Source organism: Nostoc sp. CENA543, assembly GCF_002896875.1.
Classification (GTDB): Bacteria; Cyanobacteriota; Cyanobacteriia; order Cyanobacteriales; family Nostocaceae; genus Trichormus.
Genome location: NZ_CP023278.1, coordinates 1,359,285 through 1,376,437, shown reverse-complemented (window position 1 = coordinate 1,376,437; position 17,153 = coordinate 1,359,285). Strand labels below are relative to the sequence as shown.

General features: G+C 41.8%; 17 protein-coding genes. 9 read left to right on the top strand and 8 right to left on the bottom strand.

Annotation, left to right across the window (positions count from 1 at the left end):
• Positions 1 to 92 precede the first annotated feature (92 nt).
• The 3 genes from CLI64_RS05760 to def all read right to left on the bottom strand — a co-directional run bounded on the left by CLI64_RS05760 (position 93) and on the right by def (position 1,941).
• On the bottom strand, positions 93 to 896 hold the full coding sequence (locus CLI64_RS05760; RefSeq protein WP_103136321.1) for a PD-(D/E)XK nuclease family protein: 804 nt from the start codon (positions 894 to 896) through the stop codon (positions 93 to 95).
• Positions 897 to 1,161: 265 nt separating this feature from the next.
• On the bottom strand, positions 1,162 to 1,365 hold the full coding sequence (locus CLI64_RS05750) for a hypothetical protein (protein WP_103136319.1): 204 nt from the start codon (positions 1,363 to 1,365) through the stop codon (positions 1,162 to 1,164).
• Between the two features lie 12 nt (positions 1,366 to 1,377).
• Entirely contained in the window at positions 1,378 to 1,941 is a 564-nt protein-coding gene (def, locus tag CLI64_RS05745) for a peptide deformylase (protein ID WP_103136318.1), read from the bottom strand.
• Positions 1,942 to 2,087: 146 nt separating this feature from the next.
• On the opposite strand from def, the gene CLI64_RS05740 reads away from it, so the two are divergent.
• Both CLI64_RS05740 and CLI64_RS05735 read left to right on the top strand, forming a co-directional pair.
• Complete coding sequence (locus CLI64_RS05740) at positions 2,088 to 2,993, top strand: ABC transporter permease (RefSeq protein WP_103136317.1); 906 nt, start codon at positions 2,088 to 2,090, stop codon at positions 2,991 to 2,993.
• 118 nt (positions 2,994 to 3,111) lie between these two features.
• Entirely contained in the window at positions 3,112 to 3,927 is an 816-nt protein-coding gene (locus CLI64_RS05735; protein WP_103136316.1) for a DUF3598 family protein, read from the top strand.
• A gap of 117 nt (positions 3,928 to 4,044) precedes the next feature.
• Here the strand turns inward: CLI64_RS05735 and CLI64_RS05730 are convergent, their stop codons facing one another.
• Complete coding sequence (locus CLI64_RS05730) at positions 4,045 to 4,746, bottom strand: cyclase family protein (RefSeq protein WP_103136315.1); 702 nt, start codon at positions 4,744 to 4,746, stop codon at positions 4,045 to 4,047.
• A gap of 295 nt (positions 4,747 to 5,041) precedes the next feature.
• On the opposite strand from CLI64_RS05730, the gene CLI64_RS05725 reads away from it, so the two are divergent.
• Complete coding sequence (locus CLI64_RS05725) at positions 5,042 to 6,349, top strand: NF041680 family putative transposase (protein WP_103135335.1); 1,308 nt, start codon at positions 5,042 to 5,044, stop codon at positions 6,347 to 6,349.
• Positions 6,350 to 6,451: 102 nt separating this feature from the next.
• Here CLI64_RS05725 and CLI64_RS05720 read toward each other — a convergent pair whose 3' ends face one another.
• On the bottom strand, positions 6,452 to 7,759 hold the full coding sequence (locus CLI64_RS05720) for an NF041680 family putative transposase (protein WP_103135335.1): 1,308 nt from the start codon (positions 7,757 to 7,759) through the stop codon (positions 6,452 to 6,454).
• A gap of 213 nt (positions 7,760 to 7,972) precedes the next feature.
• Between CLI64_RS05720 and CLI64_RS05715 the strand changes: the two genes are divergently transcribed.
• The 3 genes from CLI64_RS05715 (at position 7,973) to CLI64_RS05705 (ending at position 10,060) form a co-directional block, all read left to right on the top strand.
• Positions 7,973 to 8,353 (top strand): hypothetical protein, encoded by a 381-nt coding sequence (locus CLI64_RS05715; RefSeq protein WP_103136314.1) that lies wholly within the window; start codon positions 7,973 to 7,975, stop codon positions 8,351 to 8,353.
• Between the two features lie 444 nt (positions 8,354 to 8,797).
• Positions 8,798 to 9,514, top strand: coding sequence for a heme oxygenase (biliverdin-producing) (locus tag CLI64_RS05710; protein WP_103136313.1), 717 nt, complete (start codon positions 8,798 to 8,800; stop codon positions 9,512 to 9,514).
• A gap of 279 nt (positions 9,515 to 9,793) precedes the next feature.
• Complete coding sequence (locus CLI64_RS05705; protein ID WP_103136312.1) at positions 9,794 to 10,060, top strand: hypothetical protein; 267 nt, start codon at positions 9,794 to 9,796, stop codon at positions 10,058 to 10,060.
• 89 nt (positions 10,061 to 10,149) lie between these two features.
• Here the strand turns inward: CLI64_RS05705 and CLI64_RS05700 are convergent, their stop codons facing one another.
• Together CLI64_RS05700 and groL are read right to left on the bottom strand one after the other, a co-directional pair.
• The gene (locus CLI64_RS05700; protein ID WP_103136311.1) at positions 10,150 to 10,770 is read right to left on the bottom strand and encodes a hypothetical protein; all 621 of its coding nucleotides are present in this window, start codon (positions 10,768 to 10,770) and stop codon (positions 10,150 to 10,152) included.
• A 678-nt stretch (positions 10,771 to 11,448) separates the two neighbouring features.
• Positions 11,449 to 13,113 carry a chaperonin GroEL gene (gene groL, locus CLI64_RS05695; protein ID WP_103136310.1) on the bottom strand — a complete coding sequence of 555 codons (1,665 nt, stop codon included), beginning with the start codon at positions 13,111 to 13,113 and terminating at the stop codon, positions 11,449 to 11,451.
• Positions 13,114 to 13,277: 164 nt separating this feature from the next.
• Between groL and CLI64_RS05690 the strand changes: the two genes are divergently transcribed.
• Positions 13,278 to 14,366 carry an MraY family glycosyltransferase gene (locus tag CLI64_RS05690; RefSeq protein WP_103140608.1) on the top strand — a complete coding sequence of 363 codons (1,089 nt, stop codon included), beginning with the start codon at positions 13,278 to 13,280 and terminating at the stop codon, positions 14,364 to 14,366.
• Between the two features lie 107 nt (positions 14,367 to 14,473).
• Here the strand turns inward: CLI64_RS05690 and fabG are convergent, their stop codons facing one another.
• On the bottom strand, positions 14,474 to 15,229 hold the full coding sequence (gene fabG, locus CLI64_RS05685) for a 3-oxoacyl-[acyl-carrier-protein] reductase (protein ID WP_103136309.1): 756 nt from the start codon (positions 15,227 to 15,229) through the stop codon (positions 14,474 to 14,476).
• Between the two features lie 249 nt (positions 15,230 to 15,478).
• On the opposite strand from fabG, the gene trxA reads away from it, so the two are divergent.
• Positions 15,479 to 15,796: a thioredoxin gene (gene trxA / locus CLI64_RS05680; RefSeq protein ID WP_103136308.1), complete on the top strand. Its 318-nt coding sequence runs from the start codon at positions 15,479 to 15,481 to the stop codon at positions 15,794 to 15,796.
• Positions 15,797 to 16,231: 435 nt separating this feature from the next.
• Entirely contained in the window at positions 16,232 to 17,134 is a 903-nt protein-coding gene (locus CLI64_RS05675; protein WP_103136307.1) for a hypothetical protein, read from the top strand.
• Positions 17,135 to 17,153 lie beyond the last annotated feature (19 nt).

The window sequence follows — 17,153 nt, the reverse complement described above, 5'->3', positions numbered from 1 at the left end:
AAGGGTGTAAGGGTATAGGGGTGTGAGGGTGTAGGGGTGCGAAGACTATAAAGTAGTTTCCCAGTCCCCAATCCCCAATCCCCAGTCCCCAATTAAATAGTTACTTCTTGAATATTAGCGATATTTGGTAAAGTATCTTGCGTGTTCGTGTCTTCAGTCGTAGGAACCCGCCCACATCTCATGGCAAACTGACAATAGTTACAAGCTTTATTACCTTCTGTCACTTGGGGAAAGGGCTGATTTTGTTGATAAAGTGCTAACCAATTAGTTAATTTATTTAACAACTGATGAAGTTTCTTCGCAGTTTTTTCGTGTTCGCTAGTGCTGTAAGTAAATTTAAGATTTTGTGGTTTACCTTCAGATTGGATAAACCAATAGGTCATAGAAATATTTTCTGGTAAATAGGTGCTAGTTTCCGCTAAGACATACATATATAGCCGAGTTTGCCAGTTTTGGGCTAACTTGCGTTTATCTGGCGGTTTGGGATAGGTTTTCCAATCTAAGATTTGAGCTTGTTGGTTATCCCCAATGAGTAAATCATAAATAACAGTTAGTAAATAATCTTGCACTTGCAAGGTGCGGTAATGTTCGCTTTCCCGAAAGATTTCAGCATTTGTTGTGGTTTGGATAATCTCTGGTGCTGCGTCAGCAAAAGCAGACATCCAACTTTGCAATTGTGTATCGGCGGCTAAGAGATGATCAATTGGTAAACCCATTTCTCGCTGCTGCATCAGCAGGTGAAAACGACTACCTAAAATCTGACGTGCTTCGTGTTCAGGATCTAAAGGCGAGTTGAGTTGTTCTAAATAAGTGTGCTGGAATTTACGGGGACAAGTCTCTAGTAAATTGAGATGTCCTTGAGAAAGTCGTAATAGTTGAGTAGAAGTTGTCAGCATTCTCTCATTGTAGGGGTGTAAGGGTGTGAGGGTATAGGGGTGTAGGGGTGGTGAATGAGAAGATAATTAGACCTGTCTTGAAAGTGCTGTTAACGGTAGCGCGGCGTTTAGCCGGTGTTGAGTGGGGAGTTCTGAGTGTTGTTGTCTCCCCTGCTCCCTGCTCCCCTGCCCCCTTGCCTCCTGCCTCCTCTAAACCATGAGAAAAGGGAAAAGAATGAACCTTACTAGTGAACTTCATCCTTTTCCCTTTTTATGTACCTGATGCTTATTTAATGTTAGCCCTTGCATCCCTAACTGCGGCAACAAAAAATAAACCAGTTAGAGGAATACTCAAAGCTAAGATGATGGCGGTGATTTGTACACCTAAATCTGGCTGTCCTGAACTTAATTCAAACACTGAACCAACAGCTGCGATCGCTGTTACACAAGAGCTAGCTAGAAAAAAACCACTTTTTGGAGTTAAATACACTACTAGACCACCCTACTCTACTGGTTTGACTGCTTGATACGAGAAGCCATTCTTAGATAACTCTTGTGCCAAAGTCAAGGAGTTTTCTACACGATCTACAAACACTACACCATTGAGGTGATCCATTTCATGCTGTATACAGCGTCCGAGTAAGTCAGTAGCTTTGAGTGTTTGGGGGCGGCCATTTTCGTCTTTATAAGACACTTCCACCACTTCAGGACGCTTAACATCCATATACACGCCAGGAATACTCAGACAGCCTTCTTGCGCCATACAAACTTCCTGACTGACTTGTTTAATGGTGGGGTTAATCAACACCAATGGCGGATTATCAGGGTTATCCGGTTCGCAATCGATTACAATTAACTGCTTATTAATTCCAACTTGGGGTGCAGCCAAACCTATGCCATCATTGCTGTACATAGTTTGTAGCATTTCGCGTATAAGTTGACGAATTTCATCGTCTACCTTATTTATCCGCTTGGCAGGTTGACGCAGAACGCGATCGCCTAGATAGTGGAGTTTCAAAGGCGGATTTTTTAACTTTTTTTTCTCAACAGCAATTTCAGAGGGCATGACTTTCGATGGCTAGATTATGACAATTCCTATTAGTTTAATTCTATCAAGAGACTGGGGCATGGGGCATTGGGCATTGGGCATTGGGCATTGAATATTAATCTGTTCCCTGTTCCCTGTTCCCTAATGACTAATGACTAATGACTATGTTCAAATTCCTAACAAAACTTGACTATCTCCTCAAGGAAACCTTTCTGGGTTTGTTGCGTGGTGGGTGGATGAATTGGGCGGCTGTTAGTACAGTCACCGTATTATTATTTTTATTTGGTTTGAGTTTGCAGACTTCTTGGCAAGTTGAAAAACTCCTCAATCAATTTGGTAGTCAACTAGAGGTGTCAGTTTATCTCGATACTGACACACGCGCCCAAACTCTTGAAACATCGGTGGCGCAAATGCCAGATGTAGTACATATACAAACTATCACCAAGGAACAAGCTTGGACTAAGTTAGTTAGAGAATTGGGGATTTCTGATATTGATAATGCGACACAACAGTTAGGGGAAAATCCCTTGGTTGATGAGATGAAAGTCAAAGCACGTAATCCTCAAGTTGTGCCGAATTTAGCCACACAACTGGCGAAATTACCAGGGGTAGAAACGGTACAGTATATAGATGAAGCCGTCAAACGCATCGCCCAGTTACATCGGGGTTTAAATTGGATTACTGTCACGATTACCAGTATTTTGACATTAACCGCGATCGCAGTCACCACTACCACTATTCGTCTAATTGTTTTGGCGCGTCGGCGAGAAATTGAAATTATGCAGCTAGTGGGTGCTACATCGGCGTGGATTTATCTCCCGTTTATTTTACAAGGAATCACCTTTGGTTTATTAGGAGGTGCGATCGCCTGGAGTTTGATTTCCGTAATTCAGCAGTTCATTTCTAGAATGCTCACCAATCAACCAGAATTCATTCAATTTATCACCAATGGTTTACAACTCACACCAGGGCAAATTTTATTTTTACCCCTAATGTTATTAAGTTTCGGCGCAGGTGTAGGATTAATAGGCAGCTTATTTGCAGTCAGACGCTTAGTTAAAAAAATTTAGCAAATTGTTGACTAATGTACGGGCGGGTTTAACCCAAATATCTGTTTTCTAATATGAATATCCCACAGAACCCGCCCCTACTGACTATTGACTATTGACTATTGACTATTGACTAACCATGACATCTCAATGGGAATCTCTATTAAAAAATCTTGGTACTTGGGAAGGTGCATTTATTCGCTTCTCACCCCAAGGAGAACTTTTAGAAGGGGTGAAAAGTGTTGTTTCCTTTGAAGGTTTCAACAATAATCAAACCATTCGTCAGGTTGTACGCCGCGAAGGACAAGCAGATTTAGTTTTAGACTATACTTCCTTACCTCGGACTACGTTATTTTTTCCGAATGGCGCATTTTCCCAAGGTACAGTTCAACTTGCACCTTTTACTGAATTTGGTGCAGAAATGGGATTAATCTACGAAAATCGTCGTTTGCGGCTACTTCAGTTATTTAATAAAAGTGGACAACTCTATCAAATCACTCTCATTCCTGAACACTTAGCCGATACTGAACCAATCGAACCTCCACGTTTGCAGGTAAATGACTTGTTGGGAGAATGGCAAGGTGAAGCGATAACTATGTATGCTAATTTAAATCCTGCTGATACTTTCTCCACCAATCTCAAACTAACACTAGACAACAACGGACGATTAATTCAAACTTTGAATTTTAGCGATCGCACAATTACTTCAACTGCTACTATTCAGGGTAACACCATCATTTTTGACCAAAATCCCCAAAAACAAGTACAAGTTTTGCTACTCCCCAATGGTGCTTCCGCAACTTCTCCTCTCAACCCACAATTCAATCAAGGATTAATTTTAGAAGCAGGTTGGTTAATTAAACCAAACCTCCGCCAGCGTATGATTCGCAGTTACAACAATAAAGGCGAATGGGTGAGTCTAACTCTTGTAACAGAACAGCGAGTTAAGCTGTAGTTTGGACACATAATAACGAGTTGGGATAGGTAGTATTGTTTCTATAATTTTGGAATAGGCTAAGAATCTAGGCTTTTAATCCAAAATCCAAAATCCAAAATCCAAAATTGGTATAAGTTACGGTACGAAAGCCAACACACCCAAAGGAGAACCTGAACCACCACGTAATCTAAGAACTGCGATCGCTAATGTAGTACCCTTGGGTGGTAACTGGTCTAAATTGGTCAAATTTTCTAAAACAATACCAGACTTTGCCAACACTAGACGATTAGTTGCAAAACTAGTATCCTGTCCAGAATCTACACCATGCGTATCAATTCCCACGCCTGCAATTTGCCGTTGGTTGAGTAAAAATTCTGTAGCATAACTACTAAACCCTGGAAAGTGCATCACCCCTCCAGCATCTTGATTAAAAAACGCCTGTTTATCTCCCCATTTATGTTGCCAACCGGTGTAAAGTAACACTATACTACCGCTTGCAATTTCGCCATATGCTTCTTCCCAAGCCAAAATATCAGCAATAGTTAAGGTGTAATCAGAATTATCAGCCGCAACTTGGCTAATATCAATTACTATCGCCGACACAACCAATGATTCCGCAGGGTATTTATCAATACCGACACCATCAGTGAAAAAACTATTAGGGGCGTTAATATGAGTAGCACTATGTTCACCTAATGCAAAACCCCGCAAATAATAGCCGTCATCAGGAATTTCCGCCATAGTTGTAAACTTTACTGGCGGATCACCTGGCCATTGAGGGATATATTCATCAATGACATGACTCAGGTGTATAACTCTCGAATAAGTGATTTGCATAAAAGCAGAAAGTGAATAAATGTTCGTAGTAAGAACTTCAGTTCTCTCTACGAGACGCTCCGCGTTCGCGCAGCGTCCCGCAGGGAACAAAAAAGGACTAAAGTCCTTACTACTGGAGTTTAGACTAAGCAGCAAAAAATGACCCAGGAAGGCTGAGTTGAAAATAAATAGGCATTAGACATAACTGGAGTTTAGACTAGTTCCCGGTGCGACAACGAAAAATAAGGGGTGTGCTTGAACACAGTCCCCTATTAGCAGAAGCTGAGAGAAGAACCACCAACTCTCATCTGCCAATATGAACCGTGCCAAATTAGAGGAATTTCGTCAAGCAGCGTATAACTATCTAGGTAGAGCGCATGATGCAACATTTGAACTGATGGATGCAATATTGCTAACTCGGAACGCTTACAGTTTGGCAGATTTATCACTATCACCAGCATTTAGACGCAAGTGGTCAAGTATTTATGAAGCGTTACAAGATAGCAGGCCACAGCGACAAAAATTGATGCAGTTATACATCAAACAGATGCCACACCAGGGTCGTCCGTTGTTGGCTGGCGACCATACAGCTTGGCCAAGGCCAGATGCGGTAACGCTACAGGAAAGGACAATTGAACACAGCAGTGTCTCAATGGGAGGTGACAAACCAATCACCATTGGTCAGGGCTATAGCACCATTGCTTGGATACCGGAGAGTTCGGGCAGTTGGGCATTACCATTGAGACACGAGCGAATTACCAGTTGGGAAAGCCCAATCCAGAAAGCAGCATGGCAATTACAACAAGTTTGTGAAAATTTACCTACCAGACCAATTTCGGTTTGGGATAGTGAGTACGGGTGCGCTCCTTTCGTTTTGAAGACGAGTAATATTAAAGCAGACATTTTGGTACGTTTGCGTTCAAATCTTTGTTTATGGGGCGCACCACCACCATATTCTGGCAAGGGACGACCGAGAAAACATGGTGATAAATTTAAGTTGAATGATGCTTCGACATGGACTCAAGCCATTCAAACTATAGAAGTAAATCATCCAAAACTAGGACGTATCAAGGTGAGCTTGTGGTCAAATTTTCATTTTCGGAAAGCCGCTACACGTCCGATGTCCTTGATTCGGGTTGAGCGTCTTGATGAGCTTGGCAACTTGCGGGTGTCAAAACCTTTGTGGTTGGCTTGGCTGGGAGAACAAATGCCGCCTTTAGAAGAAGTTTGGCAACTCTACTTGCGGCGTTTTACTGTTGACCACTGGTATCGCTTTTTGAAGCAACGCTTACACTGGACTCTTCCCAAGCTACGTACCCCTAAGCAATGTGAGCGTTGGAGTGACTTAATGCCCATCATGACTTGGGAATTGTGGTTAGCCCGTGATATCGTTGCAGACAACCCTTTACCTTGGCAAAAGTTATTAGTTAGTTTGACTCCAGGTAGGGTTGCTCAGGCGATGGGAAGTATTTTAGCGACGATTGGTACTCCTGCCCGTCCGCCCAAACCTCGCGGAAAGTCCCCTGGCTGGAAGACTGGACAACCCCGACAACGTAGAATTCGCTATCCTGTTGTTAGAAAAACTACAACTAAGCCACGTAAGCAACAATCAGAATCTGCTTAAGATTGTCGATTTTTATGTCTAATGCCTATTTATTTTCAACTCAGCCTTCCTGGGTCATTTTTTGCTGCTTAGTCTAAACTCCAGACATAAAAATCGACAATCTTAAGCAGATTCTGATTGTTGCTTACGTGGCTTAGTTGTAGTTTTTCTAACAACAGGATAGCGAATTCTACGTTGTCGGGGTTGTCCAGTCTTCCAGCCAGGGGACTTTCCGCGAGGTTTGGGCGGACGGGCAGGAGTACCAATCGTCGCTAAAATACTTCCCATCGCCTGAGCAACCCTACCTGGAGTCAAACTAACTAATAACTTTTGCCAAGGTAAAGGGTTGTCTGCAACGATATCACGGGCTAACCACAATTCCCAAGTCATGATGGGCATTAAGTCACTCCAACGCTCACATTGCTTAGGGGTACGTAGCTTGGGAAGAGTCCAGTGTAAGCGTTGCTTCAAAAAGCGATACCAGTGGTCAACAGTAAAACGCCGCAAGTAGAGTTGCCAAACTTCTTCTAAAGGCGGCATTTGTTCTCCCAGCCAAGCCAACCACAAAGGTTTTGACACCCGCAAGTTGCCAAGCTCATCAAGACGCTCAACCCGAATCAAGGACATCGGACGTGTAGCGGCTTTCCGAAAATGAAAATTTGACCACAAGCTCACCTTGATACGTCCTAGTTTTGGATGATTTACTTCTATAGTTTGAATGGCTTGAGTCCATGTCGAAGCATCATTCAACTTAAATTTATCACCATGTTTTCTCGGTCGTCCCTTGCCAGAATATGGTGGTGGTGCGCCCCATAAACAAAGATTTGAACGCAAACGTACCAAAATGTCTGCTTTAATATTACTCGTCTTCAAAACGAAAGGAGCGCACCCGTACTCACTATCCCAAACCGAAATTGGTCTGGTAGGTAAATTTTCACAAACTTGTTGTAATTGCCATGCTGCTTTCTGGATTGGGCTTTCCCAACTGGTAATTCGCTCGTGTCTCAATGGTAATGCCCAACTGCCCGAACTCTCCGGTATCCAAGCAATGGTGCTATAGCCCTGACCAATGGTGATTGGTTTGTCACCTCCCATTGAGACACTGCTGTGTTCAATTGTCCTTTCCTGTAGCGTTACCGCATCTGGCCTTGGCCAAGCTGTATGGTCGCCAGCCAACAACGGACGACCCTGGTGTGGCATCTGTTTGATGTATAACTGCATCAATTTTTGTCGCTGTGGCCTGCTATCTTGTAACGCTTCATAAATACTTGACCACTTGCGTCTAAATGCTGGTGATAGTGATAAATCTGCCAAACTGTAAGCGTTCCGAGTTAGCAATATTGCATCCATCAGTTCAAATGTTGCATCATGCGCTCTACCTAGATAGTTATACGCTGCTTGACGAAATTCCTCTAATTTGGCACGGTTCATATTGGCAGATGAGAGTTGGTGGTTCTTCTCTCAGCTTCTGCTAATAGGGGACTGTGTTCAAGCACACCCCTTATTTTTCGTTGTCGCACCGGGAACTAGTCTAAACTCCAGTTACTACAAACTACATAAATTTAATTTTTTTCTTCCTAAAATCCGAAAACCAGTAACTGAGTTTTGTAGCTGAAGCATACAAGCTTTTAAACATTACTTCTTATGAACACAAAAGCCCTTTCAGCTATTTTAGCTACAGTTACAGGAACCGCTTCCATATTAACTGCTACACTCGGAATTTCTCCTGCTGCACACGCTGCAACGACACAATTTAGTTGTAGTGCTAAAAATGTATACATTGAGGTTTCTCGCCTTAACAATGGCGCACTACGCTACGCAGCATATAATATCCCCACCACTTTGCAACGTCCCAGTCTTTTACTCAATGGTGGCACAGCCAGACGCGACGGAGATGGCAATATAGTTTACAGATTTAGAAATGGTAATTATCTGTATGCTGCTGTGCAAGATGGTGGTTACGGCAAAGTTTTGGTTTACAGAAATAATCGATTAATTGCTACAAACTATTGTGGTGATGTCTAATACTAACTACAGTCTAAATATTCTCTAATTTGACAAACCCAGATTTACCCAGTCTGGGTTTTTGAGTGTGCCTATTTTACTCTGTTTCAGCAGACTTTGCCATGCCAACAGTATTTAGCTACTAGCTATCGGTTGTAATTGCTTAAAAATTTTTAATATAAATTCTCATCAAATAGTTCTAATGTAACTTTTTAGTGGTATTTTTTAGCCGTTTGTAATTTACCAAGCCCCGTTGGGGCGGGTGTAGGGGTGTAGGGGTGTAGGGGGAAGAAAGAGCAGCCAACCTAACCCTTGGGTTAAAAGCCTTGCTCCTTGGGACAAAGATGTTTGGTTCTTTTTCAATCCCCGCCCAACACTTTAAACCCTTAAACCCTTAAACCCTTAAACCCCTACACCCCTAATGAAAACTCCGGCAGTTGAACCTTTAAAGTTGAGAATTTTAGTATGAGCAGCAATTTAGCAAACAAACTGCGTGTTGGTACAAAGAAAGCCCACACAATGGCAGAAAACGTAGGTTTTGTCAAATGCTTTTTAAAAGGAGTAGTAGAAAAAAGCTCTTACCGGAAGTTAGTAGCTAACTTCTACTACATCTACTCAGCAATGGAAGAGGAGATGGAAAAGCACTCCCAGCATCCGATTGTTTCTAAAATTAACTTTACCCAACTCAACCGTAAGCATACCTTAGAACAAGACCTAAGTTACTACTATGGTGCTAACTGGCGCGAACAAGTCAAGTTATCTCCAGCCGGGGAAGCGTATGTCAAACGCATTCGAGAAATTTCTGCTACCGAACCAGAATTATTAATTGCCCATTCTTACACCCGTTACTTGGGTGACTTATCTGGTGGACAAATTCTCAAAAACATTGCTGTAACAGCCATGAACTTGAATGATGGCCAAGGTACAGCTTTCTATGAATTTGCAGATATCAGCGATGAGAAAGCATTTAAAGCAAAATATCGTCAAACTTTAGATGAACTACCTTTAGATGATGCCACAGGCGATCGCATTGTTGATGAAGCTAACGCCGCCTTTGGTATGAACATGAAGATGTTCCAAGAACTAGAAGGTAACTTAATCAAAGCCATTGGTGTGATGTTGTACAACACCTTAACCCGCAAACGCACACGCGGTAGCACTGAACTAGCAACTGCTGAGTAATATCAATTCAAAATTCAAAATTCAAAATTCAAAATTACGAAAGCTGAATTTTGGAGAATTGGTAAAAAGTAAATTTTTGTAAAGTAAGTTTAAGTAAAATTTAGGGGCAAATTCCCCAGGTTCTTCTGCTTTTAGCAGATGTTCTTGAGGAAGTTGCTCCTAATGTTTTGGGCTATATGATTGCTTTAGTTGAGTCGGAGTCAAAGAGATAATGTAATTATGTAATTACATTATTACAACTGTAACTCAGACTGAAAACCCTGCTTACTGCGTTGAAATATGAATGCTCACAAGATAGAAGTCGTTTTAACTGAGGATGGAACTCTGACGCTACAGGGTTTACCTTTTCATGCTGGGGACGCTGTGGAAGTGATTATTCTGGAAACTAAAACTCCACAGCAACAAGCTCAACATTTACCTCAATCAAGTAGACATCTTTATCCTTTGCACAACACACAGCTATACCGTTATGAAGACCCCACAGAACCCGTCGCTTTAGAAGACTGGGAAGTTTTTCATTCACTAAAATTTGTAGCTAAAAACTGAAAAGTAAAGCTCCGAAAGGCTTTCAGTAATTGAGTTTTCCCAGTCTGACATAAGAGGGATATTTTTTGTGAATTGTTATTAATTTTCCCTCAATAATAATCAGACCCATCATCGTAGGATTCCTCAGAATCATCGTACTCATCATCACCGGAATCATCGTAGGATTCCTCGGCAGAATCATCGTACTCATCATCACCTGAATCTTCGGCAGGATCGTCATTTTCTGATCTCAATCCAAAGACACCTTGATTTACCTTTCCCCTTGCAAAAAATTCCACCAATCTGGGATTTTCGATAATAAGATGATCACTTATGCCAAATAGAGAGCGTTGGATAGATTTTGGCATCACGCTTGCCGATATCTGTTTCGCTATGTGTATTGAATCAGATTGTTCTTCCCAATTTTTGACTGACTGCTCTTGAGTTGATTGGATGGTCGCAGGTGCATTAATTTTCTGTACAACTAGTTTCGCTGTCTGGTCGGCTTCTTGCTCGTATCTATCTCCTGGTGCGCCGATCGCTAGTTTTGGTTGCACAGGCGATCGCTCTCCTTCCGGGTTGAAAATAGTAAAATGTGGCATTTGACTTTCATATCCCTGTGTTTTTGGGGAATCCATATCCTCTTTTGGTTTTGGTTGCACTACAAAAGGACGAGATACCAAGGGATTAGAATCCGAAGATTGCTTTTGTGATGCTTTATAAGTTCGCATAGCCACACTCCGAATACAGCTAGGGAAAAATTTATTCTTTCACCTTTTTCAAAAATAAAGACTAGACGATAAGAGAATTGTTATTTATCGATTTTTCTGCATTTCATCACAAAGGCAGGTCAAAACCTAAAAACTAACAGTGTTTTTTGAGCGATCGCCGTGGTTGAGCATTAAAAAACCCACTGCCGATAGCCGCTAGTGGGTGCATGACAACAATGAATGAATTGGCTTTGGATGAAGGCAGTTCTGCCATAAGCGCGGAGTTAAATATAAAAACTTACTAAATAAGATTTGGGTAAATAATAGATTTGGGAATTGCATACATCATATTAAACTTTTTTGATATAAGCAGATAGGTGTGATCGCACTTTTGGCTCATTGGTGACTCAATACCTTCCCGTCGGTGCTTTCACTTCGATGTCGTCATAAATCTATTTCCCGCCCGACAACAGCGATCGCTCACATGGGCTAATCTCAGACTGCATACCTTACCGTCGATTTTATTTGCCTTCTATCTAAATCTCCCCTCCCTTGCGGTTCTTAAACACCGGCGCATCATCAGCAGCTTTGCAAATTGCGAATTGGACATGGGGGAGGCAGTGCGTTGCTTTGGTTTCCAAAGTTGTAGCAACTGCCGTCATGGGGTAGTTTCCTATTCCCCATGCCCCATGCGCGATATTAGAACATACCCATGCCGCCCATACCGCCCATGCCACCCATACCGCCCATGCCGCCCATACCGGCATCAGGTGCGGGAGGTGCTTTCTTCTCTGGTTTCTCCACAACGATCGCTTCGGTAGTTAATACCATACCAGCAATAGAAGCAGCGTTTTGCAATGCGGAACGCACGACTTTAGCAGGGTCAATAATTCCGGCTGCAATCAAGTCTTCAAATTCATCAGTAGCAGCGTTGTAACCCATGTTAAATTCGCTGTCTTTGACTTTGGAGACGATGACAGAACCTTCTACGCCAGCATTATCAGCAATTTGACGCAAGGGTGCTTCTAAGGCACGTTTGATGATGTCAGCCCCGATTTTTTCTTCTTCAATTAGGCTGTTCTTAATTTCGTCTACCTTTTTGGACAAGTGAATTAAGGTTGTACCACCACCAGGAACAATACCTTCTTCTACAGCCGCTTTTGTCGCGTTGAGTGCGTCTTCAATGCGTAACTTGCGGTCTTTGAGTTCGGTTTCGGTGGCTGCACCGACTTTAATCACTGCCACACCACCAGCGAGTTTGGCAATGCGTTCTTGCAGTTTTTCTTTATCGTATTCGGAATCAGTTTCTTCCAACTGCTTGCGAATTTGACCGATGCGTTTTTGTACTTCGGGTTTAGCGGAACTACCAGCCACAATGGTGGTATTTTCTTTATCAATGGTGAGTTTACGGGCAGTACCCAACATTTCCAAAGTTGCGGTATCTAAGCTGAGGCCGATTTCTTCAGAAATCATTTGCCCATCGGTGAGGATAGCAATGTCTTGCAACAGTGCTTTGCGGCGTTCACCAAAACCAGGGGCTTTAATTGCGGCTACGGCTAACACACCCCGTGCTTTGTTCACAACTAAGGTTGCTAAAGCATCTCCTTCTACATCTTCAGCAATAATTAGCAGGGGTTGACCCAAACGGGCAACTTTTTCCAATACAGGTACTAAATCTTGGATGCTGTTGATTTTCTTATCGGTAATCAGGATGCGGGCATTTTCAAACTCTACCGTCATCCGGTCGTTGTTGGTGACGAAGTAGGGGGAAATGTAGCCGCGATCAATTTGCATCCCTTCCACTACTTCGAGTTCGGTGGTGAGAGATTTGGATTCTTCAACGGTAATGACACCATCTTTGGTGACTTTTTCCATTGCTTCGGCAATCATGTTACCGACTTCTTCGTCGTTACCAGCTGAGACAGTGGCTACTTGCGCGATCGCACTTCCTTCTACTGGCTTGGCAACTTTAGCAATTTCTGCTACCAACGCCTCAATAGTTTTATCAATACCGCGCTTTAAGCTTACAGGATTGCTGCCGGCGGCAACGTTCTTCAAACCTTCCTTAATCAAGGCTTGTACCAAAACTGTGGCTGTGGTTGTCCCATCACCCGCTACATCCTTGGTTTTAGATGCTACCTCTTGAATCAGCCTAGCACCAGTATTTTCTAAAGGATCTTCTAATTCAATTTCCTTAGCAACGGTGATCCCGTCATTGACAATTTGGGGAATACCAAATTTTTTTTCTAAAAGCACGTTGCGACCTTTTGGCCCCAAAGTGATTTTTACAGCATCAGCCAGGGCATTGACACCCCGTTCCAAAGCGCGGCGAGACTCTTCATCAAAAGAAATAATTTTTGCCATGTTCCCTTTCTCTAGCGTTTCCATTAGACAATTTAGCACTCACTGACCCAGAGTGCTAACTACCTAAACCTTCTAAATCACATCTGAAAATCAAAAAAATTGAGTAATATACACTTGATGCTCATGTAGGATACTGGCAGTAATGGTTAAATCGGGAGATGGTTCTGAATTTAGAGAACTCCCTTAAGCTGATTGGCATTGCTAACCCTAGCGGCACCGGCTGGTTAGCAGTAGTGTTTACATTTATCTTGGCTTGGTTAGTTACTTGGCGTTTAATCCCCACAGTACGTAAATTTGCTTTGCGGGTGGGTTGGGCTGACCAACCGAACGCCAGAAGACTCAACCGAGAACCTTTGCCAAATGCAGGAGGTTTGGCTATTTATGCGGGAGTAATTGCCGCACTGGTATTAGCTATCTTACTGCGCCCCATTGAACTTCAGAATGTATTAGCTCAAGTATTGACTATTTTACTGGGAGGTTCAATTCTAGTCTTGGTCGGCTTTATAGACGATCAGTTCGGATTACCCCCCTCTGTACGCTTGTGGACGCAAATTATCACGGCATTATTACTATTTGCTAACGGTATTAGTGTTGATGTACATCTGGGTACACCGATAGACTCGATTTTGTCGATGTTGCTCACAGTCCTGTGGATTGTTGGTATTACTAATGCCGTTAACCTGATGGATGGCATGGATGGACTAGCCGGCGGGATTAGTTTTATCACTGCCATGAGTTTATTAGCAGTTTCTGCCCAATTTCCCAATCGGGCGGCGGCTACCTTAGTCTTAGCAGCCTTGGGGGGTGCTGCCTTGGGCTTTTTACGCCATAATTTCCACCCATCAAGGATTATTATGGGTGATGCTGGCGCATACTTTTTTGGCTATGTGTTAGCAGCCACCAGTATTTTAGGTAGCTTACAACGTAATACCATCTATGCCCTTGGCCCCTCAGTTTTATTCTTGTTGTTGCCAGTTCTAGACACCACCCAAGTATTTATCCGACGGTTATTAGCTGGCAAAAACCCGTTAAGTACCCCAGGAAAAGATCATTTACATCACCGTTTACTTGCTTGGGGATTTTCCCAACGTCGAGCTGCATTTACCCTGTGGTTAATCACCCTATTGTGCAACTTATTAGCCATGAGAATTCAGGGGATGAGTCTACCCGTCATGATTGCCTCTACCACTAGTATTATTGTTCTGCTCGGCTTTACCGTTTGGCAAAGGCTCATAGGAAAGGAAGAAAGATAGGGGTGTAGGGGTGTAAGGGTGTAAGGGTGTAAGGGTGTAGAGAAGATTTTAACTGATATCCAATGGCTCATTGCCCATTCCCCATTCCCCATTCCCTATTCCCAAATTTAAGCCATCACCATCCCACCATCAACGTTGAAAACTTGTCCTGTGATGTAAGCGGCGGCGGGATCAGCTGCAAGGAAGCGCACCATACCGGCAATTTCTTCTGGTTGACCGTAGCGACCCAAGGGAATGTATTTGAGAATTTCATCGGCTTTGAGGTCGCTGGTCATATCAGTTTCAATAAATCCAGGCGCAACAGCATTGACTGTGATTCCACGGGAAGCGAGTTCTTTCGCAACGGTTTTTGTAAAGCCAATCACACCTGCTTTAGCTGCACTGTAGTTAGCCTGACCAGGATTACCCATTTGACCTGCTACAGAGGTGATGCTAATAATTCTGCCAGAACGCTGTTTGAGCATGATTTTGCTCACAGCACGAGTGCATAAGAAAACGCCGGTTAAATTTAGGTCTATGACTGCTTGCCACTCTTCCGGCTTCATCCGCAATAGTAAAGTATCACGGGTAATTCCGGCATTATTGACGAAGATATCAATGCGTTTGAATTTTTCCATAACAGCACTGACAAGAGCATCTACCTGATCAGCTTGGGAAACATCAGCTTGGAGAGCGATCGCCTCTCCACCCTTACCAGTAATTTCTGCTACCACTGCATCCGCCGCACCACTAGAACTGGTATAGTTAACGACGACAGTTGCACCATAAGCAGCTAATTCTAGTGCGATCGCCCGGCCAATTCCTCGTGAAGCACCCGTAACAACTGCTACTTGCCCTTTTAAATTTTCACTTAAAACAGCCATGAACTATTCCTCAAAATTTCAATCACCGCGCTAATTATCTTATGGTGATTTGTACCTACAGATGATCAGTAATTTAAAATTGCAAATTCAAAAAAGTATTGAATATAAAAAATCGCTTTCCCAATCCCCAATCCCCAGTCCCCAATCCCTAATTTATTTCGCAACAATAAAAACAAAATAATGTTACACCGTTTTTGCAAAGCAGACATTAAGATTGAATTCAATCAATAATGAATTGGTGTGTGTCACATGGCTACAAATAAACAATTCAACAGCTTTGGTGAGATGCTGTCTGATTCTGATGTGCCTGTTTTAGTAGATTTTTACGCTGAATGGTGTGGCCCTTGTCAGATGATGGGGCCGATTTTAGAGCAAGTCAACGCTCAGTTACAAGGACGTTTGCGTATTGTCAAAATTGATGCAGAAAAATACACAGAATTAGCTAGTCAGTATAGAATTGAAGCTCTACCAACATTGGTACTGTTCAAACAAGGTCAACCTGTTGATCGGGTTGAAGGTGTTTTACAAGCACCGCAGCTAGTTCAAAGACTGCAAAGTTTCGTTTAACAAAAGTTAAGTTTAGAGGCGCACATTCTTACGTCTCTAAACTTTCTTTGAGGTTAATTAATCATCAATAAAAATCAGCCTAATATCCATAAGAATCATACTTTGATATCAAAAAAATCAGTACATTTATACTTTCTTCTTTCTTATTTTCTGTTTCCTGCCTACGTAAGTAATTTCAATAATTAAGTCTGATTCCCAATATTCCCGCTATATCGCGCTTGTACTGCACTTCACACACAGAATAAGTTATTTTTATAAAAAAATCCTATGTATGTTCATAATTAATTATCAACTCATTATTTATAAATATATAGTTTGTCTACCGAATTTTTACGGATGTATTTAATAAATATTTTTCGTCGACACTTAGAAAAATAGATGTTATTTTTATCTTTATAAATAACTCCTATTTGATTTAGTAAAGGGTGTTGAAAAATGCTCGGTTTTCTATTTTCAGGGCTTGTTAAGAAGTTTGAAGGTGCATCAAAAAATATTATCAAGGATTTTCGTAGAGAAATAGGTGGATTGTTTGATACCAAACTGTATCCTTTAGCAAACAAACTTGATTATATAGCTCAACAACGTATTGATCAGGCAATCAAAGATACTGAAAAATTAGAAACTAAAACTGTGGCTGATATTAATCAGCTTTTGGAAACAGCAGATGGGAAATTGAAGAAGAATTTAGAAACAATAGAAACTATCCGTAAACAAGCTATTTCTGAAACCAGACAAGCTATTAGTGAAACCCTTGCAGAAACAGACTTTTATCTAGAAAACCGTATCAATCAAATGACATTGTCCATTATGGATGCAATTAACCTAGCTGATGACAGTATTTATAAAAGTATACAAAAAATTGAGATTTTAGAAAATAAGTTATTTCAAGATGCTAATCAGATAGTAGATAAAATATGTGAAAGGATAAAGACAGAAGTCGAAATAATTCGGCATGAGTTGAAAAGATATTTAGTCCACGCATTACCATCTCCTTTGGATAAATGTAGACAAAAGCTGAAGATATCCTGGAAACCAGGTGGTATGTTGTCTGATGTTGAGCTTTATGAACTCAGCGAATGTTACGAGTTGAGTAAGTTAAATGAAAACACACCAATTGATGAAGTGTTGAAGGTTTATGGACAACTACAACATAATGCAGAAAGAATGGCTGCTTTAGTAAGCCAGTCTCCAGAGTTGAAAAAAAGAGCTGTTCAAGATTGGATTAGGTATGGATTATTGTGTAAATTTTGGCGTGGTGTTATGGAAAGCGATAACGATAGAGATAGCTTAACTTTACAGGCTAATTACTCGCCAAAACTATTGAATAGTAACCAATAATTATAATATAGGAATTTAC